The following is a 26,478-nucleotide window of genomic DNA, read 5'->3' as shown; positions in this document are numbered from 1 at the left end:
GGCGTGCAGGTTACGCGGTCGGGCGGTCGTGCGGGCGACGCCGTCAGTTGAAGATGTCGGTGATCGGCGTGGCGCTCGCGCTGGCGCCGACCTTGCCCAGGCCGTACAGCTGCTCCAGCGTGGCGAGCACGTCGTAGTGGTCGGCGCTGTCGCTGAACTGACCGGTCTTGACACCGGCGCCCACGAAGAGCGTGGGGATCTGGTTGCTCTCGGTGTAGTCGTCCTCGTCCCAAGTGACGATCAGCAGGCTGTTGTTGGCCTTCGCCCAGGTCGCGTACGACGAGATGTTGTCGTTCAGCCAGCTGTCGGCCTGGTTGATGGTGCCGTCGTGCATGTCGTCGTCCAGGTTCGGGATGACGAACGAGACGGTCGGCAGCTTGCTGTAGTCGGAGGGGAAGGAGGAGAACGGCAGCGAGTCGGAGGTCGGCACGTTGCTGAAGTTGATCCACGGCGCGTGCTTGCGCGCGTAGGACCCCGATGTGCAGGTCGTCGAGCCGGTGCTCGGCAGGCCCTCGGAGTACCCCTTGAACGTCTTGCCGGCGGCGAGCAGTTCGGAGCCGAGGTTCGCCGCACTGCCCGCGCTGACCGGGCAGCTGTCGGCGGTCAGCCCGTCGGTGCTCCCGGAGAACAGCGCCATGTAGTTGGGCTCGCTGGGGTGCGTCACACCGAACGACGAGGTGAGCGAAGCCCCTTGGGAGGCGAGCGAGTTGATGTACGGGGCCTGGGCGGTGTTGCCGATGATGTCGGAGTAGGAGTGGTTCTCCTCCATCACCACCACGACGTGGGCCGGCGCGGCGACGGCGCTGGCGGCCGGCCCGACCGGCGTGACGGAACCGGCGTGCGGGTAGAGGGCGGCGGCGACGAAGGCGGCCGCCGCGGCGGCGGCGGCGAACGGGAGGGCGGGACGCAGCTTGAGGCGCATCGTTTCTCCATGGGGGGAAGGGGGCACCGGGCGTCGGCCCGGCCGAGCGGCGCAGCAGATGATCCGCTGCCCGGCTCACCCTCCGCGCGGAGTTCCGGGGACCCACGGGTGAACAGAGGCTGAACGATGGTGGGGTACCGTCCGGCAGTCACTGCCCGGAACCGCCGCGCCGCACCCGAACACCCGGGCACCGTCGGCCATATGACGCTACAACACATACCTCGGCCGGGGGTAGACGTAGGTCCGCGCCCCGGGCGACGGTGCCCGGGGCGCGGAGAACTGACGAAGCGTCAGGAATGGTCAGCGAACGCGGCCGCCCTCGTCCGCGTCCTCGTCGGACTCCGACTCCTCCTGCGGGAGATGGACGTCGTCGACGGCTATGTTGACCTCGACCACGTCCAGGCCGGTCATGCCCTCGACCTCGCTGACCACGGTGGAGCGGATCTGCCCGGCCAGCCGCATGATGTCGACGTCGTACTCGACGACCACGTCCAGGTCGACCGCCGCCTCCTTCTCGCCGACCTCGACCTTCACGCCCCGGGTGACGCTGCTGTCCCGGCTGCCGCCCGGTACCCGGTCGCGCATGGTGCCCAGCGCCCGGCTCATCCCGGCGCCCAGGCCGTAGACGCCGGGTACCTCCCGGGTCGCCATGCCGGCGATCTTCTCCACCACGTCGTTCGCGATGCTGGTGCGGCCGCGCTCCTCCGCCTTGATGTCCGTACCGCTGCGTCCCTGCGGCGACCGGTCCGACTGCTCGCCCCCGCCGGGCCGGGTGTCCTTGGCGTTGCGGGAGAGGGTGTCTGTCATGGGGTTCTCCTGACTCGTCCGATGCGTGCCTCCGGCCTTCTCGCGTCCCGCCGGGCCGGCCCGCCCGCTCGGCGCGCCCACGGCACGCGACCTCAGGCCAAGCCTAGTCCGATCTGTGACGATTGGCACTTATTGTCGGATTAGCGGGGGCGTGGTGGGCGCCGCGGTCGCTCCCTGAGCCGGGGCAAGGCCGCGCAGGCCGCTCGCCTTACGGGAGAAGCGGCGCTCGCCCCACGGGAAGAGCGGCGCTCGCGTCCCGGGAAAAGTGCGCTCGCCCCACGGGGAAAGGCGGCGCCGCGCTCCGGCCAGCGACCGTGTCGCGCACGCGTCGGCGCCCCGGTCAAAGCCAGCCCGTGCGCAGCACCCCCACCGCGCGGCCGGCACCTCGCACCATCCGCCCGCGCCGCCCGCCCGCACCTGCCGCCCTTCGGCCCGCGGCGCTCGCCCCTTGCTCCCCGAGCCGGTGCCCTCGTCCTCCGCTGCCTACGCCCTCACGTCTTCTGCCGCCGACGTCGTCGCACCGGCGCCGGCACCAGCAACGGCGCCGGGTCGCCGCCGACGTCATCCGCCGGCGTCATCCGCCGGCGTCGCCGCCGCCCGCCGCCGCGCACTCCGTGTGCCTTGTGCCTACGCCGTCGTGCCTCGTGCCTACGCCGTCGTGCTTCGTGCCCACGCCGTCGTGCCTACGCTGTCGCCTCCGCCGGTTCACGCGACTGCTTCCGTGCCGGTGCGGCGACCGCGTCCGGCACGATCAGGCCGGTGAAGTACACCGTGCGGTGCAGTCGGAACCCCATCGATTCGTAGAGCCGGATCGCGCCGGTGTTGTCGCCGGCGGCGTGCAGCATGGGGCGCCCGCCGCGGGCCCGTATGCCGGCCGCTACCGCCGCGACCAGCCGTCCGGCCAGGCCCTGGCCCCGGAACGCCGGGTCGGTGCATACCGCGCTGATCTCGGTCCACCCCGGCAGGTGCAGGCGTTCGCCGGCCATGGCCACCAGTGCCCCGCCGCGCCGTATGCCCAGGTAGCCGCCCAGTTCCACGGTCCGCTCCAGGAACGGTCCCGGCCTGGTGCGCTCGACCAGGTCCAGCATCTCCGGCACGTCGGCCGCGCCGAGCGGCACCGCCTCCGGGGCCGGCGCGCCCGCGACCCCGTCGCCGAGCATCTGCACGCCCCGGATGCGGAACGCCACCTCCCACCCCGGCGGCGGCGCCACGTCGACCGCCGCGAACCCGGCCTGGCCGCCCGGGCCCAGCAACGCGGCCAGGTCCGCCCAGTCCCGCTCGTCCGGGTCGTCGGGCCACCCCAGGAACGGGCACACGTCACCCCCGGCGTACCGCAGCACCCGCCCGCGCCGCTCCGCACGGTGGCCGTCCGGCCCGGTGAGCGCCGCCAGCCCCGGATTCGCCAGCGCGGGGTCCACCGAGGCGGGGTTCGCCGGTGCGGTGTCTGCCGGTGCCGGGTTCGCCGGTGCCGGGGCCGCCGGTGCGGGCGAGGCGGGCGATGCCGTGGTCGGGGTGGGCGGCCGGGGTATCGCGGTGGGGGTGGAGGACGCGGGAGGGGTGGTCGGCGCGGTCGGCGCGGGAGACGTGGCCGACGCGGGAGATGTGGCTGGCGCGGGAGAGGTGGCAGGCGCGGCCGGCGACCCGGCCGGTGAGGTCGCTGCGGCATGCCCCGTGCCGGCCGGCGCCCCCTGCCCCGCTGCCCGCCCGCCGTGCGGCGTCGGCTCCCCGCCCGAGGGGGTCGCAGCCGTCATGCGGTCACCTCGATGACCGTCTTGCCGATCGCGTGGCCGCTCTCCACCGACCGCTGGGCCCGGCCGGCCTCGTCGAGGCCGAAGACCGCTGTCACCCCGGGCGACAGCACGCCGGCCACCGCGAGCCGGGCCACCTCGGCGAGGGCGTCCGCGCCGCGGACCCGTTCGACCATCACGCCGCCGAAGCGGCCGGCGGTCACCGGGTCGCCGGCGGTGACCAGCCGCACGCCCGGCAGGGCGGAGGCGACCGCCTCCAGGCCCGCGCCGCCGGCCAGGTCGAGCACCGCGTCCACCCCGTCCGGCGCCGCGGCCGCCACCCGGTCCGCCACGCCGTCGCCGTGGGCCACGTGGACCGCGCCGAACGACTCCACCAGCTCCCGCTTGCCGGCGCTCGCCACGCCGACCACCCGGATCCCCTCGTGCGCCGCGATCTGGGCCGCGGCCACGCCGACACCGCCGCCGGCGCCGACCAGCACGAGCGTCGAGCCGCGCGGCAGCGCCAGTTGGCGCAGCGCGTCGTACGCGGTGGCCGCCGCGACCGGCAGGGCCGCCGCGTCGGTGAACGACAGCTCCGGCGGTTTGTGCGCGGTCAGCGCGGCCGACAGCAGCGTCCGGCGGGCGTAACCGCCGGTCAGCGGATTGCCGAAGACCTCGTCGCCGACCGCGAAGTCCTCGGTGTCCGGGCCGACGGCCTCGACCACGCCGGCCACCTCGTTGCCGAAGACCACCGGGAAACCACCGTCGGCCACGGCGGGCATCATCCCGGAACGCAGCTTCCAGTCCACCGGGTTCACCCCCGCGGCCCGCACCGCGATCCGCACCTGCCCCGGACCCGGCTCGGCCACCGGCAGGTCGGCGTACCCCTCCACCTCGGGTCCGCCGAACGCCGTGAACACATACGCCTCAGGCATCGCCCTGCTCCTTTCCCACGTTCCCAGTCGACTCGTCCCGCCCCGACGTCCCACTCCCCGGCGCGTGTGCACCGCGTCGCTCACCGTTCCAGCCGCCCGGTCCGCCCTGCTATTCCCCGGTACCGGACATGTGCCACGGATGGGTGACACCGTCTCGGTGGGGTGCGTCGGCGGCAGGCGGTCCGGTCCGCAGCCGGCTGCGGACGTCCTTCCGTAACCGAACGGAACCGGAACGAACGGAACCGAACCGAAGCACCACGAAGCGCGCCGCACCGCACCGCAACGTTCCGGCAGGTTCGCCTCCGGCGGTCGACTCCCGGGCGGTCTCCGTACACTGACGGGCATGGCATGCCGCATCAGTGAGTTGATCATCGACACCGCCGACCCCGAACGGTTGGCCGCGTTCTGGAGCGAGGTCCTCGACTACGTCGAACTCAGCCGGGAAAGTGACGGAAGCATCGAGATCGGGCCGGCCGGCGTCGGCTTCGGCGGTCCGCAGCCCACCCTCATCTTCAGCCTCAACAGCGACCCGCGGCCCGGGAAGCTTCGACTGCACATCGACGTCAACGCCACGGACCGCGACCAGGCCGCCGAGCTCCAGCGCCTGCTCGACCTCGGCGCCAGGCCCGCCGACATCGGCCAGAGCGGCACCGAGAACTGGCACGTCCTGATCGACCCGGAAGGCAACGAGTTCTGCCTCCTGAACGCCCGGCTCCAGCCCCTGTAACACGTGACGGGACTCAGGTTGACGCGATGAGTTGACGCCACGGATGGACGCGGCGAGTTGACGAAGCGCCGGGCCGAACGTTGACGCAGTGAGTTGACGTACTGAGTCGACGCAACGGGAGCCGGGCGGCCACGCGTGCCGGAGCCGGGTGAACGGACGGGGGCGGGAATCGTCGTGCCCCCGTCCCGAGCCCCGCCCGTCCGTATGACGCCCGGCCCACGACGTTTGCCCCGCGGCAGGACCGGCGACGTACCGGACCGGGGCGGCGCCGGAGCCAGGACCGCGTGACGCCTTCCGGTTCGGCCCGCGCCCGCGGAACGCCGCAGCGGCCGGGACCGCGACCCCGCCCGCCGGCACCGCCATCGCCCCCGCCGGGAGACCGGCCACCGCGGTCCGCCGCCCACCGCCCCCGGCGCAGGACGCCCCCGCTACCAGCGGTGGTGGACCTGGCCGCGAATCCTGCGGTCGTACAGGTCGGCGATCGCCTTCAGCGTCTCCGGGCCCAGCGGCGCAAGCGCGGCCGCGGCGGCGTTGCCCCGGGCCTGGGTGACCGACCGCGCGCCGGGGATGACGCTGGTGACGCCGGGTTGCTGCATGATCCACCGCAGCGCCGTCCCGGCCGGTGTCGCGCCGTGCGGGGCCAGCGCGGCGAACTCCCGGGCCGCCGCCAGGCCCTCGGTGTACTCGACGCCCGAGAACGTCTCGCCCTGGTCGAACGCCTCGCCGGCACGGTTGTAGGAGCGGTGGTCGTCGGCGGGGAAGACCGTCGACCCGGTGTACTTGCCGGTCAGCAGCCCGGAGGCCAGCGGTACGCGTGCGATGATCCCGACGCCCGCCTCCGCCGCGGCCGGCAGCACGTGCTCCAGCGGCTTGAGCCGGAACGGGTTGAGGATGATCTGCACGCTGGCCACCCCGGGCCTGGCGATCGCGGTGAGCGCCTCGGCGCACGTCTCCACGCTCACGCCGTACGCGGCGATCCGGTCCTCGGCCACCAGCGTGTCCAGCGCGTCGAAGACCGCGTCGCGGGAGTACACCAGGGTCGGCGGGCAGTGCAGTTGCACCAGGTCCAGCCGGTCCACGCCCAGGTTGGACCGCGAACGGTCGTTCCAGGCGCGGAAGTTGGCCAGGTTGTAGTTCTCCGGCACCTGGTCGGCCCGGCGGCCCATCTTCGTCGCGGTGAACACACCGGAGTCCGGCCGCTCCGCGAGGTGGCGCCCGATCAGCCGCTCGCTGCGCCCGTCGCCGTACACATCCGCGGTGTCGAAGAACGTCACCCCCTCCTCGACGGCCGCGTCCAGCACCGCGAGGGCGTCGCGCTCGTCGACCTGCCCCCAGTCGGCGCCCAGCTGCCACGTCCCCAGCCCGACGACGGACACCGCACGGCCCGTCCTGCCCAGTACTCGCTGTTCCATGCCCCGAATCGTACGGCGTTCAACCACACCGCCGCGTCACCACCACCCGCCTTCGGCCGCGACGGCAGCACGGCGGGATGGGTACCGCCGGTGAGACTCCCCGGCCGGAGCGTTCTCCCTTTCCGGCGCAGGGCCCCCTGGATCGGCCACCCTGGAATTCGGCCTCATCATGGTCACGTGACGCCATGGATGCGGTGCCACTGGGGCGAGGAAGACGTCTGGTTCCTCTTCGAGGTCGACACCGAAGGCCGGGTGACCCGGCAGAGCGAACTCGAAGGACCTGGGCTGACCCCGATCGCGGCGGCCTCTCTCGTGGAATGGCAGCGGGCCTGCGCCGCAGGCCGCCTCGGCGACTACGACAACAGGTTCGGGCTCACCGCGGAACTGCCCGTCCCCGAGTGGGAAGGCCACGATCCGCAGCCGCTGACCCGCGACGAGTTCGAGGAGGTCTGGGAGGCCGCCCGCCGGCGGATCGCCGCCCGGCCGTCATGACCCCGCGGGACCCACGAGGCGCCTGCCGGTCCGTCACCGTTTCCGGGCGGCCCGTGGCCGAAGCCCATCCGGACCGGCGTCGAGCCGGACGAGGATGCGGTCGGTCCGGCGGCCTCGCCGGTGGTGTCGTGGACGATCACGGCCGTGTGCGGTTCACGGTCGCGTCCGCCCCGCACCGCCCGCCCCGCCCCCCTCAACTCACCCCCCGACCTCCGGCGGGACCCCCGTCTCGGCGACCTCGTGGCCCTTCGCGTCGTCGACGATCAGGGTGACGATCGCGTCGCGGCTCATCGCGCTGACCAGTTCGATCCGTACCGCGCCGGTGCCGGAACGGGCGACGCACACGCTGCCGGCCGGGGTGCGGTGGCCGGCCGCGTCGCGCGTCACGACGTGATACGTGCGGCCCGGCAGCAGCCCGGACAGGGCCACCGGGACCCGGGTGCCCCACGGTTCGGCCACCGGCGGCCCGGTCCGGGTCAGCGTCACCCGCGGCGCGGCCCCCGGTGCGGGCGGCCCGGCGCCGTGAGCCCGCAGCACCAGCGCGCCGGTGCCCAGGAAGCCCGCCGCCGTCAGCGCCGCCGCGAGCAGCACCGCGCACCGCCGCGCCGACCGGGCGCCCCGGACCCGGCGCACCACGAGGTCGCCCAGGCCCGCACTGGGCGCCGGGCGTGGTCCTGCGGCGCCCGGCGGCACGTACTCCGCGTACCGGAACGTCCGCAGGACCTGCTCGGTGCCCTCGATGTCGGCCGCGCACTCCGCGCAGCAGGCCAGGTGCCGTACCAGCCGCTCCGGCAGCGGCAGCCGCAGCATCAGGTACTCGGTCGCCTCCAGCCGCACCGGGTGGCAGGGCGGGCCGCCGGTCAGGCCAGCCATCCGTTCTCCTCCAGCACCAGCCGCAGCGCCCGGACCCCGTAGTACAGCCGGCCGCGCACCGCGGACGCGGGTACCCCGAGGCGGCGCGCGAGGTCCGCGCCGGTGCGTCCGTTGTAGTAGACCTCCACCACCGTCCTGCGGTGCTCCGGGCTCAGCCGCCGCAGCGCCTCGTCCAGCTGGATGTTCGACAGCAGCCGGTCGAACGGGTCGGCGCCACCGGTGCGTCGCGCCCGCGGGCCCCCGGACGCCGGCCCGGTCCCGCGGTGGCCGGCGGCGTCCGCCATCGCGTCGCGGGCGATGGCGAACAGCCAGGAACGCAGCGTGCCGCGGGCCGGGGCGGGGCGCCGGCCGGTCCGCCAGGCGCGGACGAACGTCTCCTGCACGACGTCCTCCGCCAGCCACCGGTCGTCCAGCGTCTTCAACACGAAACCGAACAACTCGCCGCCGTACCGCTCGTAGGCGTCCCGGACATCCTGCGGGGTGCGCAGCGACTCCCCGCACCCCCGGGCCGGTGCCGCGGAGCGCCGCGTCTGCCACATCCCGTTCCCCACCCTCGACCTGTCGATCCGCGTCCCGCAGGTGAATACGTAACGCGCCGGCGAAACGTTGAACGTGGCGGCGAACAATTCGGCGCGGCCGTCACCGGACCCGCCGCGCCGCGCCCCGGACCCCTGACGTCACCGGTGAATCGGTTCCAGCCGGTCCCGTGCGCCTGCTGCCGCGCCCGCCACCCGGTGCTCGATGAACCCGCAGGTCCGCACGGGTGTGACCTTGACAGTCGCGGTCGGGCGCCGCAGGATGACCCCGTTCTGGAATCGATTCACCGGGGTGGTACGTGGTCCGGCTCAGCGATGTCGCGGCGCGGGCGGGCGTCTCCATGGGGTCCGCGTCCCGCGTGGTCAACGGGCATCCCGGCGTGCGGCCGGAGATCCGCGAACGGGTCCGGACGGCCGCCCGCGAACTGGGCTACCGGCCCGACCCGCTGGCGCAGGGCCTGCGGGCCCGCCGCAGCCGGCTGGTGACGCTGGTGGTGCCCGACATCACCAACCCCTTCTTCGCCGAACTCGCCAGGGAACTCGAACTCGACTGCGCCGCCCGCGGATACCAGCTGGTGCTGCGCAACTCGATGGAGTCGCCCGCCACCGAGTACGACGCGCTGCTCTCCGCGCTCGACCACCGCCCCAGCGGCATCGTCGTGGTCCCCACCGCCGGTACCACCGCCCTGCCGGCGACCGGCGACGTGCCGCTCGTGGTCTGCGACCGCCGGCTCCCGGGCGGTGCGGCGCCGACCGTCGTCAGCGACAACCGCCAGGGCGCCAGCGCGGCGACCGCCTACCTGATGGGCCTGGGCCACCGGCGCATCGCCTGTCTCGCCGGACCGCCGGGCGTGCACGCCGCCGACGAGCGGCTGGCCGGCTACCTCGCCCTGACCGGCGGCACCCCCGAGGGCCACGGCCCGGTCGTACGCGGCCCCTTCGACTACGCGACCGGCCAGCGTGCCGCCCGCGAACTGCTCGACCTCGACCGCCCGCCGACCGCGATCCTGGCCGGCAGCGACCAGCAGGCCATCGGCGTCCTGCACGCCTGCCTGAACCGCGGTCTGCGCGTCCCCGACGACATCTCGGTCTGCGGTTTCGACGCCATCGCGCTGTCCGCGCTGACCAGCCCGGCCCTGACCACCGTCCGCCAGCCGGTCCGCCGGATCGCCGCCCGGGCCATGGAGTTCCTGCTCGGCCCCCGCCCGCCGGACCCCGCGGGGTTCCCGGCCCCCGCCGGCGCGGACGACTGCGCCGGTGCCGGGGACTCCGTCGGTGCGCGGGACTCCGCCGGCGCGCGGGGCTCCACCGGCGCGCGGGACTCCACCGGCGCCGCAGACTCCGCCGGTGCCTCGGATTCCGCCGGCGCGCGGGACTCCACCGTCGCCGGGTCCTCCACCCGCGCCGCAGACCCCTCCGCGCCGCACTCCGACGTACGGAACGCCCCCGCACCGCACCCCGCCGAGCCGGACGCGGACCTGCCGCACCCCGCCGCGCCCGTCCTCGTCAGCCTCCCCACCGAACTCGTCGTCCGCGCCTCCTGCGCGCCGCCCCCGGAAGGAACCCGCACGCCATGAACACCGGTGAAACGCCACCCGAGCCGCCCGCCCGGCCCGCCGCTCCCCGGCCCCCCGCCAGCCGGTCCGACACCCCCCGGCCCGTCGTCGTCTTCGGCTCGCTCAATCGCGACATCCGGCTGGCCGCCGAGCGCATCGCCCGCCCCGGTGAGACGGTCGGCGGTGCCGAACTCACCAGCCGCTGGGGCGGCAAGGGCGCCAACCAGGCGGTGGCCGCGGCCCGGCTCGGCGGCGGACCGGTGCTGTTCGTCGGCGCGGTGGGCGACGACGTCACCGGCCGCGAGGCGCTCGCCGCGCTCGACGCGGACGGGGTCGACCGCCGTCACGTCGCCGTGGTGCCGGGCACCCCGACCGGGACCGCCGTCGTCATCGTCGAGGACGCCGGCGACAACGCCATCACCGTCGCCCCGGGCGCCAACGCCACCGTCCGCGCGGCCCAGTTGGCGCCGGTGCTGGCCGAACGGGAACCCGGCGTGCTGGTCGCCTGCTTCGAGGTGCCGCTCGACGAGGTCCGGGCCGCCGCCCGGCTGGCCGCCGACGCCGGCTGGCAGGTGATCGTCAACCCGGCGCCGGCCACCGCACGGCTGACCGGGAGGTGGCCGGACGGTTGCCTGTTCACCCCCAACGCCCACGAACTCGCCGCCCTCACCGGCGGTTCCGCCGACGCCCCCGGGATCGGCGCCCGCCGGCTCGCCGCCGACCTGCGCGGCACCGTCGTGGCCACCCTCGGCGGCGACGGGGCCCTGGTCGCCGGCCACCGGGAGGACGGCGCCGACCGGGTCGCCGCGCCCCGGGTCGCCGTCCGCGACACCACCGGCGCCGGCGACGCCTTCAACGGCACCCTCGCCTGGTGCCTGGCCCGCGACACCGAACTGGTCGAGGCCGCCCGCGTCGCGGTCGCCGCCGCGTCCGCCTCCACCGAGCACGAGGGCGCCCGCGAAGGCATGGTGGACCTCGCCACGCTGACGCGGCTGGCCGGCCTGCCCACCACCGACTGACATGCGGGACTCCCCACCGCCGGACTTCCCGCCCCCCGCCACTCCGCCGTCGGGCACCCCGCCGCCGGGCACGTCCCGGTCCGGCTCGCCACTCCCCGGTACCCCGAACCCGGGTACGTCGCCACCCGCCACTCCGCCATCGGCCACGTCCCGGTCCGGCTCCGCGCCTCCCGGCTCCCCGCCGCCGCCGGCTCCACCGCCCCCCGGCACCGCCCACCCCCTCACCGTCGCCTCGCCCGTGCTCGGTGAACGCGTCGCCTGCTGGGCGTCCGTTCCCGACGCCCCGGCCGACGCGGACAGCGGTTACCCCGTGCTGCACCTGCTGCACGGCCGGGGCAGCGGCTACGCGCACACCCTGCGGCTGCTGGAGCGGATCCGGGCGGCGGAGGCCGCCGGGCGGGTGCCGCCGCACGTCGTGACCGGGATCGACGCCCCGTGGAGCGACCGGGCCGGCTGGTACGCCGACTCCGTCCATCCGCGCGGCCGGCCGGTCGCCACCGCGCTGCTCGACGACGTGCTGCCCGCCCTGGAGGCGGCGCTGCCGGTCCGCGCCGACCGGCGGACACGGGCGGTCGGCGGCTGGTCGATGGGCGCGGCCGGCGCGCTGCGGCTGGCCTTGCTGCGCCCGCGGGCGTTCTCCCGGGTGCTGGCGCTGAGCCCGGCCGTATACGAGGCGCTGCCACCGCCCGGGTCGAACATCCGCGTCTTCGGGGCGTTCGGAGACGCCACCACCGCGTTCGACGAGGCGCGCTGGCGGCGGGTCAACCACGCCGTGCTGATCGCCGCCCGGGACCGGCGGTGGCCGCTGCGGGTGGCGGTCGCGGTGGGCGACGCCGAAGTGCCGGGGCTGCGCGAGGCGCGGGCGCTGCACCGGGCGCTGGCCGACCGCGGTGCCGACAGCGGTCTGCGGGTGCTGCCCGGCGGCCACGACTGGACGGTGTGGCGGCCCGGTTGCGACTGGGCCTGGCCGTGGCTGTGGCGTACCGGATGCGGTGATTCGCCCCCGATGAAGAATAGTGACTAAAGCGGACGAACGCCCGCCGGCCTGAAGGCGGCTCAGGAAACAAATCCTTAACTTCTGTTGACAGCCCCGGCGGCGGGCGGCCACGCTGGCCGCATCCCACTGTAATCGTTTGCAGTTACGCGAACGAGGTTGCTGTAATCGATTACTGTCCCATTTTGTCGGAGGCGGACGTGCACTCACGGCCTGGAACGGCGCCCACGATCGAGACGATCGCGCGCCACGCGGGAGTGTCCACCGCGTCCGTCTCCCGGGTGCTGCGCGGCCTGGGCGGCCGGCCCGATACCGTCGCCCGGGTGCGGGCCGCGGCCACCGAACTGGGCTACGTGCCCAACGCGATGGCCCGCTCGCTGCGCGGCGGCCAGTCCCGCCAGGTCACCTTCGCGATGCCGGACATCGGCAACCCCGTCTACATCGCGATGGTCCGCCGGATCCAGCAGGTCGTGCGCGCCGCCGGATACCGGCTGCTGCTGCACTCCACCGGCGCCGACCCGGCCGAGGAGCTCGCCGCGCTGCGCGCCCTGGCCGACCGGCACTCCGACGGGCTCATCCTCTGCCCGATCCGGGTCACCCCGGCCCACCTGGAGGAGCTCGCCCGGTCCGCCGCCCCGGTGGTCGTCATCGGATCGGTACCGGAAGAGGTGCCGGTCGACAGCGTCCGGGCCGACTCGGTCACCGGCGCCGAACTCGCCGTGCGCCACCTCGTTGCGGCCGGCCGCCGCCGGATCGGTTTGCTCAACGGTCCCGCCGACACCGTGCCCGGCGCCGCCCGGCACCGCGGGTACGAACGGGGGCTGGAGGTCTGCGGCCTGCCCCACGACCCCGCCCTGACGTCGTTCGGCCGGTTCGACGCCGTCTCCGGTGAGGCGGCCGCCCGCGACCTGCTGGCACGGGTGCCCGGCGTGGACGCGCTGTTCTGCGCCAACGACCTGATCGCGGTCGGCGCGCTGCGCGCGTTGCGCGGCACCGGCCGCGACGTGCCGGCGGACGTGGCCGTGGTGGGCGTGGACAACACCGATCTCGCCGAGGCCTGCTGGCCCCCGCTGACCAGCGTGGACCTCGGATCCCAGGAGCGCGGCCGGCTGGCCGCCGAACTCCTGATCGCCCGGCTGGACGCCTCCGGCCGGCCCCCGGTCAGCCGGCTCGCGGTCCAGCCGCGGCTGGTCGTCCGTGGCTCCTGCGGCAGCACCGCGGGAACCACGGCTACGCACAAGGAGATGTCGTGAGCGCCGTAGCCCAAGCGCCGACCGCCCCGGCGGCCGGGCGCCCGCCCCACCGCCGCGGGCGGTCAGGTGGCCGGATGACACCGGACGTATGGGTACTGCTGCTGCCCGCGCTGATACCCATCGTGGTGCTGAGCCTGGGCCCGCTGATCTACGGCGTCTACCTCGGCTTCACCGACGCGCGCGCCGGGCTGTACGTGCCCACCGACTTCATCGGCCTGGCCAACTTCAAGGAACTCGTCCACGACGACCTGTTCTGGAGCTCGTTCAAGATCGGACTGGTCTGGGCGGTGTCCGTCACCGTGCTGCAGTTCGTCCTGTCCCTGGGCCTGGCGCTGCTGCTCAACGTCGAGGGCCTGCGCTTCCGCGGCCTGGCCCGGGTGCTGGCCCTGGTGCCGTGGGCCATGCCGCCGGTGGTCATCGGCATCATGTGGCGGCTGGTCTACCACCCGGACGCCGGCATCCTGAACCAGACGCTGCAGAGCGTCGGCGTGCTGCACCACAACGTCGACTGGCTGTCCGGCTTCGCCATCGCGCTGCCCGCCGTCATCGTGGTCGGGGTGTGGACCGGGATGCCGCAGACCACCGTCACGCTGCTCGCCGCCCTCCAGGGCGTGCCCGGCGAACTCGGCGAGGCCGCCGCCCTCGACGGCGCCGGCGCCTGGGCCCGGTTCCGGGTGGTGAGCTGGCCGGCCATCAAGCCGGTGGTCGTCTCCATCACCACGCTGAACTTCATCTGGAACTTCAACGAGTTCGGCCTGGTCTACGTACTGACCGCCGGCGGACCCGGCGGCAAGACCCAACTGCCCATGCTCTTCGCCTACATGGAGGCGTTCCGCTACGGCCACTTCGGCTACGCGGCCGCGCTGGGCGACGTCATGGTCGTCGTCATCGCCGTCCTGCTCGTGGTGTACATGCGGGCCCAGAGCCGGGGGGAGCGGTCATGAGTTCCCCCCACACCCGCACCCGCCCCGCCGTCCGCGGCCTGCAGTACCTCGCCCTGCTCGGCTACCTGGTCTTCCTGGTCTTCCCGCTCGGCTGGCTGATCTCCACCGCGTTCAAGGGACCGCGGGAGATCGCGCAGATCCACCCGCACTGGATCCCGCGCTCGCCGACCCTGCGCAACTTCTCCGACGCCTTCGACCTCCAGCCGATCCTGCACGGCGCCGGCAACAGCCTCGTGGTCGCTGTCTGCGCGTCGCTGATCACCGTGGTCCTCGCCGCCCCGGCCGCCTACGTGCTGGCCCGGCACCGCAACGCCGTCAGCCGGGGCACCCTCGGCTGGGTCCTGCTCAGCCAGATCTTCCCGTTCATCCTCATCGTCATCCCGCTCTTCCTGGTCCTCAAGCAGTTCCAGCTGATCAACTCCCTGGTCGGCCTGGTGCTGGTCTACGTCGTGTGGAACATGCCGTTCGCCCTGTGGATGCTGCGCAGCTACGTCCAGGCGGTGCCGCCGGTGCTGGAGGAGGCCGCCGCGGTTGACGGCGCCGGACGGCTGCGGACCCTGGTGTCCGTCGTCTTCCCGCTGCTGGCCCCCGGCGTGGTCGCCACCACGCTGTTCGCCTTCATCAACTCCTGGAACGAGTTCTTCTTCGCCCTGGTGCTGCTGAAGACGCCCGACAAGATGACCCTGCCGCTGATCCTGATCCGCTTCATCGGCGCCGACGGCGTGGCCAGCCTCGGCCCGCTCGCCGCGGCGGCGGTGCTGGCCACCCTCCCCAGCCTGCTGTTCTTCGCCCTCATCCAGCGCAGACTCACCTCCGGCCTGCTCGGCGGCGCCGTCAAGGGCTGACCCGCCCCGCCGGCCCGCCCGGCCCCGAAACGCAGCAACCCCTTACCCGCACCACGAGGCCGTACCGCCTCGCACCACCCCACAGGAGAACCGGTCATGCGCCGCACCACCCTCACCGCAGTGGCCATCGCCGCGCTCGGTGCCTCAGTCCTCACCGGCTGCGGCGGCGGCTCGTCGCACGCCTCCAACGGCGTGATCCACCTGAAGTACGAATCCCTCGCCTGGCAGACGGACTCCGTCAAGGCCAACAAGGCACTGGTCGCCGAGTGGAACAAGTCCCACCCCAAGATCCAGGTCCAGTACGTCCAGGGCAACTGGGACAACATCCACGACCAGCTCGTCACCTCCTTCGAGGGCGGCGACGCGCCCGACATCATCGCCGACGCCGCCGACGACATCGTCGGCTTCGCCCAGCAGGGCTACCTGGAGAACATCCAGGGCAAGGTCCCCGCCGCCCTGCGCGACGACATCCCGGCCCGGTCCTGGGGCACGACCACCTTCGGCAAGGGCGTCTACGGCATCCCGTTCCTCCAGGAGCCGCGCATGGTGATGGCCAACGCCACCTTGCTGAAGAAGGCCGGCATCGCCCTGCCCACCGCCGCCAAGCCGTGGACCTGGGCGCAGTTCGACGCCGACGCCAAGAAGCTCACCCACGGCTCCACCTACGGCGTGGCCTGGGCCATGAAGGAACCGGTCAGCGCCACCCTCAACCTGTCCATGGGCTACAACGGCCACTACCTGTACCAGGACGGCAAGAACGCGGTCGTCAAGTTCGGCGCGGCCGAGCAGGCGGTCCCCCGGCAGATCCACGACGAGGTCAACGTCGACCACACCGCCGCCCCCCAGGCACTCGGCATGAGCGGCTCCGACGCGCTGCCCGGCTTCTTCGCCGGCAAGTACGCCATGGTCCCGCTGGGCATGTCCTACCGCCAGCAGGTCGCCCAGCAGGCGCCCAAGGGCTTCGACTGGGTCGCGCTGCCCTCCCCGGTCGGCACCAGCGCCGACCAGGGCGTGAGCCCGCAGACCCTGTCGGTCTCCGCCACCAGCCCCAACCAGTCGCAGGCCATGCAGTTCCTGGCGTTCCTGCTCGACCCGGCCCACCAGGTGCAACTGGCCCAGGGCGACTGGATGCTGCCGACCAGCACCCAGGCCGCCAAGGCCCCGGCGCTCAACACCGCCACCGACGGCTGGAACACCGGCACCGGCATGCAGAAGAACCTGGTCGCCGAACCCGCCCAGGCCTTCAACGGCTACCCCGAGTGGGAGAACAAGATCGCCACGCCCGCCTTCCAGGAGTACTACAGCGGCAGGATCACCCTCGCCCAGCTGACCGCCAAACTGGTCAAGGACGGCAACGACGTGCTGGCGCAGAACCGCTGATCATGAACTCCAGCACCACCCCGGCCCCGCCGGGGACCGCACCGCACGACCGGGCCCGCGGAGCCCTGCTCGGCCTCGCCGTCGGCGACGCCCTGGGGGCCCCGGCGGAGAACCTCACCCCCGAGGAGATCCGGGCCCGCTGGGGGCGCGTCGAGGACTTCGTGCTCGACGCGCCCGCCGGAACCGACGACACCGAGTACACGATCTTCTCCGCCCTGCTGCTCGCCCAGCACGGCCACGCCCTGACCCCCGCGCACGTCGAGGCGGCCTGGCGCACCCGGATCGCCGACGGCGCCGAAGGACCCTTCCGCGGCGCCGGATTCAGCGAACGCGGCACCGTGGAGAACCTGCGCCGGGGCCTGACCGCCCCGCAGTCCGCCCAGCACCGGCACGCCTGGAGCGACGGACTGGCCATGCGGGCCGCGCCGTTCGGCGTCTTCGCGGCCGGCGACCCCGCCGAGGCCGCCCGCCTCATCGCGATCGACGGCAGCGTCAGCCACGACGGGGAGGGCATCCACGGCGGCCGGGCGGTCGCCGCGGCCGTCGCCGTCGCGGTGGCCGGCGGCGACCTCGACGCCTGCGTGGCCGCCGCCCTCGCCGCGGTCCCCGCCGACTCCTGGACCGCCCGCACCCTCGCCCGTACCGTCACCGCGGTCCGCGAGGCCCGCCGCACCGCCGACACCGGCACCGCCCGCGGCCGCGAGGAGGTCGAACGCGCCGTGCTGCGGGCCGCCGTGGTCCGCGGCTACCCGTGGACCGACCTGGCCCCCGAAGCCGTCGGCCTGGCCTTCGGCGCACTGGCCGCCTGCGACGGGCGGTTCCGCCCCACCGTGCTGACGGCCGTCAACATGGGCCGCGACGCCGACACCACCGCCGCCGTCGCCGGCGCGGTGGCCGGCGCCCTGGCCGGCACCGCCGGCATCCCCGCCGCCTGGGCCGCCGCCATCGGCCCGGTCTCCGGCAGCTGCCTGGCCTGGGTCAAGGGCCGGCACATCCTCGACGTCGCCGACGCCCTGGTGGCCGCCCGGCCCGCCACCGACCGCGTCGCGGACAGGAGCGCCCGATGACCACCGACCCCGCCCTGGCCGTCCTGCCCGGCGGCCGCGACGAGACCGCCCGCCGCATCGCCGGCGCCGTGCTGGGCCTGGCCGCCGGCGACGCGGCCGGCTGGCCCGCCGCCCGGCACCGGTCCGCCGTCCTGCCGCCGTGGACCCGGCGGCTGGCCGGCGAACTCGACCGGTTCGCCGAACTGGAGGGCACCACCGCGCTGCCGGTGCCGCTGGCCCTGAACGTCTCACCCGCGCCGCTGGCCCTCGGGCCGTCCGACGACGCGGAGTGGGCCGCCTGGACCGCGCTGGCCGTCCTGGCCGCCGACGGCACCGGCGACGAGGCGATCGCCGCCGCGCTGCGCACCGCCTGGCTGGCGCTGGCCGACCGGGCCGACGATGCCGACCCGGTGCCCGCCCACCGCAGACTGCGGGCCCGCATCTCGGTGCGGGCCGCGCTGGCCAACCTCGCCGCCGGACTGCGCCCGCCGGTCACCGGCCACGACAACCCGCACTACTTCGACGACGCCGCCTGCCCGCGCGCCGTCGTGCTCGCCGCCCTGCGCCCCGGCGAACCCGAACGCGCCGCCGACCTGGCCGCCGTCGACGCCCGCTACACCCAGGACGGCGACGGGGTGCATGGCGCCCGGGCCGTCGCCGCCGCCGTCGCCGCGGCCCTCGGCGGCGCCGGCACCCACCAGGCCGTACGCGCCGCGGTGCGCCAACTGCCCCCCGACACCGAGATCGGCCGCAACGCCGCCGCCGCCCTCGACATCGCCCGCGACGCCGTCGCCCGCAGCGGCGGACCCGGCCACCGCGCCGCGTTCACCGCCGTCCCCCTGCTCGAACCCCGCATCATCGACCACGTCTACAGCTACGGCGTCGCCGCCGCCGAGACCGTCCCCGTCGCCCTCGCCCTGACCTGGGCGTCCGGCGGCGACCTGACCGCGGCCGTCCCGGCGGCCGCCTGCCTGTCGCGGATCGCCGACTCCGCGCCCTCGCTGACCGGTGCCCTCACCGGCGCCGTCGGCGGCATCGACACCCTGCCCGACCCCTGGGCCCGGACCTGCGCCACCCTGCTCGGCTGCGCCCACCCCGACCTCGAAGGGCACGACCTGGCGGCCACCGCCGCCCGGCTGGCCGCCCTCGCCCCCCACCCGCCCTGCGGACCCCGCAACGCCAGATTGGACTCAGCATGACCACGCCTTTGGAGGATCGCGCCCGCGGCTGCCTGGTCGGAGCGGCGGTCGGTGACGCCCTGGGCGGCCCTGCCGAGGGCTGGACCCCCGAACAGATCCGCGAGCGCTGGAACGGCCCCGTCACCGGCCCCGTCCCGCCCTACTACGACGACTGGCGCACCGCCCGGCCCATCGCGCCGTACCACAAGGGCGACGGGCACGTCACCGACGACACGTTGATGACGCACGCCCTGGTCCGCGTCTACGACACCGTCCGCGACCACCTCGACGCCTACCACGTCGCCGAGCACTTCGTGCCCGAGCTGATGACCACCCCGCGCTGGATCCCGGAACTGGAGGCCGAGGCACTGCCGCTGCAACGCATCTTCCTCGCCGAGAAGTGGATCGTCGCCCGCCTGCACTACGGCCACGTCGACCCGCGCGAGGCCGGCGTCGGCAACATCGTCAACTGCGGTGCCGCGATGTACATGGCGCCCGTCGGCCTGGCCAACGCCGGCAACGCGCGCGCCGCGTACGCCGAGGCCGTCGAGATCGCCGGCGCCCACCAGTCCTCCTACGGCCGCGAGGCCGCCGCCGTCTTCGCCGCCGCCGTCGCCGCCGCCTGCGTGCCCGGCGCGGACACCGCCTCCGTGGTGGCCGCCTGCCTGGCCCTGGCCAAGGACGGCACCCGCGCCGCCATCGAGGCGGTCTGCGAGGCCGCCGCGAACTGCGACGGCTGGGAGCCGGCCGTCCCCGCGCTGCGCGAGGCGGTACGCCCCTACGACACCGTCGGCGACACCTACCGGCAGCCCGGCCTGGGCGCCCGCCGCCCCAGCCGGCTGCACGCCATCGAGGAACTGCCCGTCGCCCTCGGCATGCTGGTCGCCACCGGCGGCGACCTGCGCCAGGCGGTCATCGGCGCGGTCAACTACGGCCGCGACTGCGACTCCATCGCCACCATGGCCGGCGCGGTCGCCGGCGCCCTGCACGGCCGCGGTGCCGTGCCCGCCGACTGGGCCGGACCGGTCGCCGAGGCCAGCCGCCTCGACCTGGACGCCCCCGGCACCACGATGGCCGCCGTCGCCCGCGCCGTCTGGAGCGCGGACGAACGCCGCACCGCCGACCACCGCACCGCCTTCCTCGGCCTGACCGGGCAGGCGGGCGCCTGATGTCCGCCGCCCTGCGGCTGTCGTGGGTCCAGCCGGAGGACCTCGTCGGCCACGAACTGCGCCAGGCCGCCGAGGACGGCCGCCACGGCCCGGCCGTCCGCGCGATCGCGGACCGCTGGACCCGCGCCGGAGGCAGCGCGGCACCGGCCCGCAAGGGCGCCTCCGACCAGCCGGCCGGGGCCGGACTGCGGGCGCTGGCGCAGGAGTTGCTCGACGAACTCGACGCGCTGCCCGCACCGCGCGCCACCGCCGAACCGGACGCCCTGGCCGCCATCGAGGCCGCCTGCCCCGGCTGGACCGAGACGCTGGACGTCGCACCGCCCGGCCCCGCCGCACTGCGCGACCGGCTGCACGGCGCCTGGCTCGGCCGGGCCGCCGGCTGCCTGCTGGGCAAACCGGTGGAGAAGATCCCGCGGGCCGGCATCCGTGAGATCGCCGAGGCCACCGGCAACTGGCCGCTGTCCGGCTACTTCACCGCGGTCGGCCTGCCCGCCGGCGTCGCGCACCGCTGGCCGTGGAACCGCCGCAGCGCCCCCACCAGCCTGGTGGAGAACATCGACGGGATGCCCGAGGACGACGACCTCAACTACCCGCTGCTCGCCCTGCTGCTGCTGGAGCGGCACGGCACCGGGTTCACCACCGCCGACGTCGCGCGGGTCTGGCTGGAGGAACTCCCGGCCGGCCGCACCTTCACCGCCGAACGCGTCGCCTACCGCAACCTGCTCGACGGCGTCGAACCACCGCTGACCGCCCGCCGCCGCAACCCGTTCCGCGAGTGGATCGGCGCGCAGATCCGCGCCGACGTCCTCGGCTGGGTCCACCCCGGCCGGCCCGGCGACGCCGCCCGCGCCGCCTGGCGCGACGCCGCGCTCACCCACACCGCCAACGGGCTGTACGGCGCGATGTTCACCGCCGCGCTGTCGGCCGCCGCCGTCGTCCTGGACGACCCCGCCCGGTGCGTCGAAGCCGGCCTGAGCGTGGTGCCGCCGGACTCCCGGCTGGCCGCCGCGGTCCGCACGGCGGTGCGCGCGGCCGGCGAGGAGGCCGACTGGGAACGCGTCGTGGACCGGATCGAGGCGGAGACCGGCCACCTGCACTGGGTCCACGTACTGCCCAACGCCGCCCTGGTCGCCGCCGCCCTGGTGCACGGCCGCGGCGACTTCACCGCGAGCGTCACCCGCGTGGTGGCCGACGGCTGCGACACCGACTCCAACGGCGCCACCGTCGGCGCCGTCACCGGCCTGCTCACCGGCGCCGCCGCCCTGCCGGAGGTGTGGACCGCGCCGCTGCGCAACCGGCTGGCCAGCAGCGTGGCCGGCTTCGACGGCACCGGCTTCGACACGCTGGCCGACCGCACCCTGGCCCTGCTGCGACGCCCGCCCGGGGACACCCCGTGACCCCGCCGCCGCGTCCCCCCACGCCGGGCGCCCACCGATCCGGCCTCCGGTGGGGGACGTACGCCGCGTGCCGTCTCGTCCTCCGATCCGGGACGTACGCCGCCGCGCGCCGCCGGACAGCCGGTCACCGTTGGACAGCCGCCCACCGCGGGGCAGCCGGTCACCGTTGGACAGCCGCCCACCGCGCAAGACCGCCCGCCGCCCGCCGGGCCGGGCGCGGCGCACGGCACGCCCCCGGGGGCCCCGGCCCGGCCCGATCCGCCCTTCCGCCCCCGCCGCCGACCGCGGCGGCGGACCGTTCCAGCACCGCGGGATTCCGCCGCGCCGCGGACCCGGCCGGGTCCGCCGCGCGGGACCGCACCGTTCCAGGCATCTGCGAGGACAAGCGACCGTGAGCACCCACCCCACCTGCGCCCCCGGCCCCGCCGACCGCCCCGAGGAGCCCGCGGCCGGCGGTGGTCCGCTGGCCGGGCTGCGCGTGCTGGACCTGGCGACGCTGTTCGCCGGACCGCTGGCCGCCACCATGCTGGGCGACTTCGGCGCCGAGGTCATCAAGATCGAGCACCCGCGCCGCCCCGACCCCTCCCGCGGTCACGGCCCCAGCAAGGACGGCGTCGGCCTGTGGTGGAAGCTGCTGGGCCGCAACAAGTCCACCGTCACCCTGGACCTGTCCGCCCCCGAGGGCCAGGACCTGCTGGTCCGGCTCGCGGAGACCGCCGACGTCGTCATCGAGAACTTCCGCCCCGGCACCCTGGAGCGCTGGAACCTCGGCTACGACCGGCTGTCCGCCGCCAACCCCGGGCTGGTGCTGGCCCGGGTGACCGGCTTCGGCCAGACCGGCCCGTACAGCCGCCGCCCCGGGTTCGGCACCCTGGCCGAGGCGATGAGCGGCTTCGCGGCCATCACCGGCGAACCCGACGGCCCGCCCACCCTGCCGCCGTTCGGCCTCGCCGACTCCATCGCCGCGCTCACCACGGCCTACGCGGTGATGACCGCGCTGGCCGGCCGGGACCGCACCGGCACCGGCCAGGTCATCGACATGGCCATCATCGAGCCGATCCTGACCGTCCTGGGCCCGCAACCGCTGTGGTACGACCAGTTGGGCCACGTCCAGCCGCGCACCGGCAACCGCTCGGCCAACAACGCGCCGCGCAACACCTACCGCACCAGCGACGACAAGTGGGTCGCGGTCTCCACCTCGTCGCAGAACATCGCCGAACGCGTCATGCGGCTGGTCGGCCGGCCCGAACTCGTCGACCAGGAGTGGTTCGGCAGCGGTGCCACCCGGGCCCTGCACGCCGACGAACTCGACGAGGCGGTCGGCGCCTGGGTCGCGCTGCGCACCCGCGAGGAGGTGGTCGCCGCCTTCGAGGCGGCCCAGGCCGCGGTCGCGCCCGTCTACGACGTCACCGACGTCATGCGCGACCCGCAGTACGCCGCCCTCGGCAGCATCACCGAGGTCAAGGACGACGAACTCGGGAGCGTCAAGATGCAGAACGTGCTCTTCCGGCTGTCGCGGACCCCCGGCGGCATCCGCTGGGCGGGACGCCCGCACGGCGCCGACACCGACAGCGTCCTGGGCGGCCTCGGCCTGGCCGACGAGGAGTTGGCCGGCCTGCGCGAACGGGGGGTGCTGTGAACGCCGCCGCCCAGCCCTGGCTGACCTGGCTCTACGTCCCCGGCGACCGGCCCGGCGTGGTCACCAAGGCGCTCGACGCCGGCAGCGACGTGGTCCTGGTCGACCTGGAGGACGCCGTCCCCGCCGACCGCAAGTCCTACGCCCGCGACGCGGTCCGCGACCTGTTCGCCGAACCCGCGGCCGGCGGCCCGGCGGTGCACGTGCGGGTCAACGCGCTCGACGGACCGCGCTGGCGCGACGACGTCACGGCGGTCGCCGCGCTGCCCGGGGTGAGCGGCCTGCGGCTGCCCAAGGTCGCCGACCCGGCCGCGGTACGGCAGGTCGCCGCGCTCGCCGCCGAGGTCCGCGGCACGCTGCCGCCGGCCGGCCTGTACCCGCTGCTGGAGTCGGCGCTCGGCATGGAGAACGCCTACGCCGTCGCCACCGCCCACCCGCGGGTCGCCGGGATCGCCCTGGGCGAGGCGGACCTGGGCGCCGACCTCGGGGTGCCCCCGGACCCGGGCCTGGACTGGTGCCGTTCCCGGCTGGTGGTCGCCGCCCGCGCGGCCGGACTGCCCGCGCCCGCCCAGTCGGTCTACCCCGACGTACGCGACCTCGACGGACTGGCCAGGTCGTGCGAACGCGGCCGCGCCCTGGGCCTGTTGGGCCGTACCGCGATCCACCCCCGGCAACTGGGGACCATCGTGCGCGCCTACCTGCCGACCGAGCAGGAGATCGAACGGGCCGCCGAGGTGGTCGCCGCCGCCCGCGAGGTGGAGGGCGCCCTCGCGCTGCCCGACGGCCGTTTCGTCGACGCGGCCGTCGTCGAGGGCGCCCGCCGGGTGCTGGCGCTGGCCGACCGGGTGGCGGCTTGAGCCGCGCCGGACCGTATGCGCCGGGCCGCTTGAGCCGTGCCGATGCCGTGCCGGTGCCGCGCCGGAGCGCTTGAGCCACGCCGGTGCCGTGCCGCGCCGGAGCGCTTGAGCCGCGCCGGCTGCCGCTTGAGCGGCGCCGCGTCGCCGGAAGCGCGCCGCGCCCGGCGCCGGGGGAGTGGTCCCGGGCCGGGCGCGGCGGTGTGCGCGGGTCGGCGGTGCGGTGCGTGGGCCGGCGCGGCGGTGCGCGGGTTGGCGCGGTGGTGCGCTGGCCGGCGGTGCGGTGCGCGCGGGTCGGCGGTGCGGTGCGTCGGCCGGCGGTGCGGTGTGCGGGGTGCGTCGGCTGCGCGGTGTGCGCGGGCCGGCCGTGCGGTGCCGGTCAGGCGAACGCGTTGACGCCGGTCAGCTGCGCCGACAGCGTCCACAGCCGGGCGGCCTCGGCCGGGTCGGTGGCCCAGGACGCGACGCCGCTCGTGGCCCCCTCCTCCACCACCGGTTCCGCGATGTCGCAGTCCTCGCAGTAGACGCCGCCCAGACCGTCCAGCCGGGGTGAGGTCGCCGCCCACAGCTGGGTGGCGGCGCCCTGCTCGGGGGACTTGAAGGCGTCGTTGATCTGCTTGCCGTCCTCGTCGATCCAGCCGCGGTCCACCTGCTCCTGGCGGGACAGGTGCCGCTGGAGCGGTGTGAGGATGCCGCCGGGGTGGACCGAGAAGGCCCGCACGCCGCGGTCGGCGGCCAGCGAGTCCAGGTGCAGGGCGAACAGCGCGTTGGCGGTCTTGGCCTGGCCGTACGCCTGCCACTTGTCGTAGCCGTGCTCGAAGTGCGGGTCCTCCCAGCGGATCGCGCTGATGCGATGGCCGGAGGAGGAGACCGCCACCACGCGGCCCGCGCCGCGCTCGACGGCCGGCCACAACCGGTTGACGAGCGCGAAGTGCCCGAGGTGGTTGGTGGCGAACTGCGCCTCCCAGCCCGGGCCGAGCCGGGTCTCCGGGCAGGCCATGACGGCCGCGTTGTCGATCATCAGGTGGATGTCGCGGCCCGAGGCCAGGAACCGGTCGGCGAACGCCTCGACGCTGCCGAGGTCGCCCAGGTCGAGCGCGTCGATCTCCACACGTCCGTGGCCGTCCACGCCGGCCAGCGCCGCGCGGGCCACGTCCGGCCGCCGGGCCGGCACGACCACCCGGGCGCCGGCCGCGGCGAGCGCCCGGGTGGTCTCCAGGCCGAGGCCGGAATATCCGCCGGTGACGACGGCGAGCCGCCCGGTCAGGTCGATGCCGTCGAGAACCTCGGCGGCGGTGCTGCGGGGGCCGAAGCCGGAGCCAATCCTGTGCTGAGTCGTGGTCATGCGGCGAGGCTACGGATTGGAGCGCGCTCCAGGTCAACTCCGCCACGCGGAACGCTTTCCGCACGCCCGCCGACCCGGCCGCGACAGCGGTTCGCGCGGCCGTCGACCGCACTTCGCGGACCTGAATACGGCAATAACCAGCGGCTCTTGGGAAATGACTTCGGGAATTGACGCGCCGACAGTTTCCCGCGAGTTCACGTCACACCCCTTGCCTTACCCGGTTTCCCGGGGTCTACACTCGGTTGCAACACCTGCACAACTGTGGAGAATTGGCGAACCTCGCGTTTCATATCGGTCCCAGCGCTATTACGTTCCCGCGTTGTCGCAGGTCAGAGCGGGTGATGAGAACAACGACCCTGGTGGTCGTGATTCGCGGCGAAACGTCCCGATCTCACCGTCGGCGCATTCTCTGGACGCCAATTCGCTCAATCCTGAATGTTCGGAAAGTCCTTGCCATGTTCATGTTCTGTCGCGCAAGCTTTCGTCCGTCACCCGGTGTCGGGCCCACTCCGGAGGACACCCCCACAGCTGGACCGCACCACCCGTACGACCCGGGCGGATCGGCGCGCAGCCGCCCGGTACCCCCCCACAGCACCCCCCACGAACCGTATGGAGTCACCCCATGCCCCAGAAGGGTTCTGCTCGTATTGTCGCCGTCGTCGCCGGTGCGGCCGCGATGGCGTTCGTGGCGCCGGCGGCCCACGCCGCCACCCCGCACTCCGCTCACCCCGCCCAGGTGAGCGCTTCCGTGGCCCGGACCGAGAGCCACGACCTGCGCCACAGCGCGGACGTCAAGAAGAACGACATGAGCTCGGGCAACTGGTCGGGCTACGCGGCGAGCGGTTCCCAGGGCAGCGATACCTCGGTGTCCTCCTCGTGGACCCAGCCGTCGATCACCTGCGGCTCGTCCGACACCTACTCGTCGTTCTGGGTGGGCCTGGACGGCCTGAACAACTCCGCGCTGGAGCAGACCGGCACCGAGGCCGACTGCATCGGCGGCCAGGCCCAGTACGGCGCCTGGTGGGAGGTCCTGCCCGCCGCCGAGTCCCCCTACTCGGTGACGGTGGCCCCCGGCGACCAGCTGACCGCCACGGTGACCGACAACGGTGACGGCACCTTCACCATGACCCTGGCCGACAGCACCCAGGGCTGGACGAAGACCACCACCCACGCGGGCTCCTCCGGCTACCAGGACAGCTCCGCCGAGGTCATCGCCGAAGCCACCTCGGTCGGCGGCTCGATCGCCAACCTGTCGAACTTCGGTTCGGTCAACTTCACCGGCTCGACCGCCAACGGCTCCAGCCTCAGCGGCGCCTCGCCCGAGAAGATCACCATGCAGAACAGCGACAGCGGTGACGTCATGGCCTCGCCGGGCACCCTGTCCGGTGGCGACTTCGGCGTCACCTGGGAGAACGCCAGCTGACCGGCTGA

At 74.8% G+C, this 26,478-nt stretch carries 24 protein-coding genes; 16 read left to right on the top strand and 8 right to left on the bottom strand.

Annotation, left to right across the window (positions count from 1 at the left end; all coding sequences use genetic code 11):
- Positions 1–43: 43 nt before the first annotated feature.
- The 4 genes from POF43_RS03155 to POF43_RS03140 form a co-directional block, all read right to left on the bottom strand.
- Positions 44–922, bottom strand: coding sequence for an alkaline phosphatase family protein (locus tag POF43_RS03155; RefSeq protein WP_271323656.1), 879 nt, complete (start codon positions 920–922; stop codon positions 44–46).
- Positions 923–1,222: 300 nt separating this feature from the next.
- Positions 1,223–1,729, bottom strand: a complete 507-nt coding sequence (locus tag POF43_RS03150) for an Asp23/Gls24 family envelope stress response protein (RefSeq protein WP_271317007.1) — start codon at positions 1,727–1,729, stop codon at positions 1,223–1,225.
- A 683-nt stretch (positions 1,730–2,412) separates the two neighbouring features.
- Positions 2,413–3,147, bottom strand: coding sequence for a GNAT family N-acetyltransferase (locus tag POF43_RS03145; RefSeq protein ID WP_271323657.1), 735 nt, complete (start codon positions 3,145–3,147; stop codon positions 2,413–2,415).
- Between the two features lie 329 nt (positions 3,148–3,476).
- The gene (locus tag POF43_RS03140; protein ID WP_271325767.1) at positions 3,477–4,391 is read right to left on the bottom strand and encodes an NADP-dependent oxidoreductase; all 915 of its coding nucleotides are present in this window, start codon (positions 4,389–4,391) and stop codon (positions 3,477–3,479) included.
- Positions 4,392–4,734: 343 nt separating this feature from the next.
- Between POF43_RS03140 and POF43_RS03135 the strand changes: the two genes are divergently transcribed.
- Positions 4,735–5,118 carry a VOC family protein gene (locus POF43_RS03135; RefSeq protein WP_271318416.1) on the top strand — a complete coding sequence of 128 codons (384 nt, stop codon included), beginning with the start codon at positions 4,735–4,737 and terminating at the stop codon, positions 5,116–5,118.
- Between the two features lie 428 nt (positions 5,119–5,546).
- Here the strand turns inward: POF43_RS03135 and POF43_RS03130 are convergent, their stop codons facing one another.
- Complete coding sequence (locus POF43_RS03130; protein ID WP_271325880.1) at positions 5,547–6,530, bottom strand: aldo/keto reductase; 984 nt, start codon at positions 6,528–6,530, stop codon at positions 5,547–5,549.
- A gap of 177 nt (positions 6,531–6,707) precedes the next feature.
- Between POF43_RS03130 and POF43_RS03125 the strand changes: the two genes are divergently transcribed.
- Positions 6,708–7,022: a hypothetical protein gene (locus POF43_RS03125; protein ID WP_271325881.1), complete on the top strand. Its 315-nt coding sequence runs from the start codon at positions 6,708–6,710 to the stop codon at positions 7,020–7,022.
- 198 nt (positions 7,023–7,220) lie between these two features.
- On the opposite strand, the gene POF43_RS03120 is transcribed toward POF43_RS03125, so the two are convergent.
- Together POF43_RS03120 and POF43_RS03115 are read right to left on the bottom strand one after the other, a co-directional pair.
- Positions 7,221–7,895 (bottom strand): hypothetical protein, encoded by a 675-nt coding sequence (locus POF43_RS03120; protein WP_271325707.1) that lies wholly within the window; start codon positions 7,893–7,895, stop codon positions 7,221–7,223.
- The gene (locus POF43_RS03115) at positions 7,883–8,434 is read right to left on the bottom strand and encodes a sigma-70 family RNA polymerase sigma factor (RefSeq protein WP_271325708.1); all 552 of its coding nucleotides are present in this window, start codon (positions 8,432–8,434) and stop codon (positions 7,883–7,885) included. The genes POF43_RS03120 and POF43_RS03115 overlap by 13 nt, the downstream gene beginning before the upstream one ends.
- A 296-nt stretch (positions 8,435–8,730) precedes the next feature.
- Here POF43_RS03115 and POF43_RS03110 point away from each other — a divergent pair, with 296 nt between their 5' ends.
- From POF43_RS03110 to POF43_RS03050, 13 genes are all read left to right on the top strand, one after another.
- Positions 8,731–10,008 carry a LacI family DNA-binding transcriptional regulator gene (locus tag POF43_RS03110; protein ID WP_282704389.1) on the top strand — a complete coding sequence of 426 codons (1,278 nt, stop codon included), beginning with the start codon at positions 8,731–8,733 and terminating at the stop codon, positions 10,006–10,008.
- Positions 10,005–11,006 (top strand): ribokinase, encoded by a 1,002-nt coding sequence (locus tag POF43_RS03105; protein WP_282704388.1) that lies wholly within the window; start codon positions 10,005–10,007, stop codon positions 11,004–11,006. The genes POF43_RS03110 and POF43_RS03105 overlap by 4 nt, the downstream gene beginning before the upstream one ends.
- Before the next feature lie 238 nt (positions 11,007–11,244).
- A complete protein-coding gene (locus POF43_RS03100) occupies positions 11,245–12,030 on the top strand; it encodes an alpha/beta hydrolase (protein WP_282704387.1) in 786 nt (261 codons plus the stop codon).
- 170 nt (positions 12,031–12,200) lie between these two features.
- Positions 12,201–13,253, top strand: a complete 1,053-nt coding sequence (locus tag POF43_RS03095) for a LacI family DNA-binding transcriptional regulator (protein WP_271316430.1) — start codon at positions 12,201–12,203, stop codon at positions 13,251–13,253.
- Between the two features lie 74 nt (positions 13,254–13,327).
- Positions 13,328–14,197 carry a carbohydrate ABC transporter permease gene (locus tag POF43_RS03090; RefSeq protein WP_271324790.1) on the top strand — a complete coding sequence of 290 codons (870 nt, stop codon included), beginning with the start codon at positions 13,328–13,330 and terminating at the stop codon, positions 14,195–14,197.
- Positions 14,194–15,042 (top strand): carbohydrate ABC transporter permease, encoded by an 849-nt coding sequence (locus POF43_RS03085; protein ID WP_271316432.1) that lies wholly within the window; start codon positions 14,194–14,196, stop codon positions 15,040–15,042. Before POF43_RS03090 ends, POF43_RS03085 begins: the two co-directional genes overlap by 4 nt.
- A 96-nt stretch (positions 15,043–15,138) precedes the next feature.
- A complete protein-coding gene (locus POF43_RS03080; protein WP_271324791.1) occupies positions 15,139–16,422 on the top strand; it encodes an extracellular solute-binding protein in 1,284 nt (427 codons plus the stop codon).
- 2 nt (positions 16,423–16,424) lie between these two features.
- Entirely contained in the window at positions 16,425–17,489 is a 1,065-nt protein-coding gene (locus POF43_RS03075) for an ADP-ribosylglycohydrolase family protein (RefSeq protein ID WP_271324792.1), read from the top strand.
- Positions 17,486–18,667, top strand: a complete 1,182-nt coding sequence (locus tag POF43_RS03070; RefSeq protein WP_282698949.1) for an ADP-ribosylglycohydrolase family protein — start codon at positions 17,486–17,488, stop codon at positions 18,665–18,667. The genes POF43_RS03075 and POF43_RS03070 overlap by 4 nt, the downstream gene beginning before the upstream one ends.
- A complete protein-coding gene (locus tag POF43_RS03065) occupies positions 18,664–19,815 on the top strand; it encodes an ADP-ribosylglycohydrolase family protein (protein WP_271318243.1) in 1,152 nt (383 codons plus the stop codon). The genes POF43_RS03070 and POF43_RS03065 overlap by 4 nt, the downstream gene beginning before the upstream one ends.
- A complete protein-coding gene (locus tag POF43_RS03060; protein ID WP_271325592.1) occupies positions 19,815–21,212 on the top strand; it encodes an ADP-ribosylglycohydrolase family protein in 1,398 nt (465 codons plus the stop codon). The genes POF43_RS03065 and POF43_RS03060 overlap by 1 nt, the downstream gene beginning before the upstream one ends.
- Before the next feature lie 391 nt (positions 21,213–21,603).
- Positions 21,604–22,851: a CaiB/BaiF CoA transferase family protein gene (locus POF43_RS03055; RefSeq protein WP_372515792.1), complete on the top strand. Its 1,248-nt coding sequence runs from the start codon at positions 21,604–21,606 to the stop codon at positions 22,849–22,851.
- Positions 22,848–23,705: an HpcH/HpaI aldolase/citrate lyase family protein gene (locus tag POF43_RS03050; protein ID WP_271324783.1), complete on the top strand. Its 858-nt coding sequence runs from the start codon at positions 22,848–22,850 to the stop codon at positions 23,703–23,705. The genes POF43_RS03055 and POF43_RS03050 overlap by 4 nt, the downstream gene beginning before the upstream one ends.
- A 376-nt stretch (positions 23,706–24,081) precedes the next feature.
- Here POF43_RS03050 and POF43_RS03045 read toward each other — a convergent pair whose 3' ends face one another.
- Positions 24,082–25,047 carry an SDR family NAD(P)-dependent oxidoreductase gene (locus POF43_RS03045; protein ID WP_271317032.1) on the bottom strand — a complete coding sequence of 322 codons (966 nt, stop codon included), beginning with the start codon at positions 25,045–25,047 and terminating at the stop codon, positions 24,082–24,084.
- 622 nt (positions 25,048–25,669) lie between these two features.
- On the opposite strand from POF43_RS03045, the gene POF43_RS03040 reads away from it, so the two are divergent.
- Positions 25,670–26,470, top strand: coding sequence for a G1 family glutamic endopeptidase (locus POF43_RS03040; RefSeq protein WP_271317031.1), 801 nt, complete (start codon positions 25,670–25,672; stop codon positions 26,468–26,470).
- Positions 26,471–26,478: the final 8 nt, after the last annotated feature.

Source organism: Streptantibioticus silvisoli, assembly GCF_027947535.2.
GTDB lineage: Bacteria > Actinomycetota > Actinomycetes > Streptomycetales > Streptomycetaceae > Streptantibioticus_C > Streptantibioticus_C silvisoli.
This window is presented reverse-complemented; position numbering and strand designations above follow the sequence as displayed.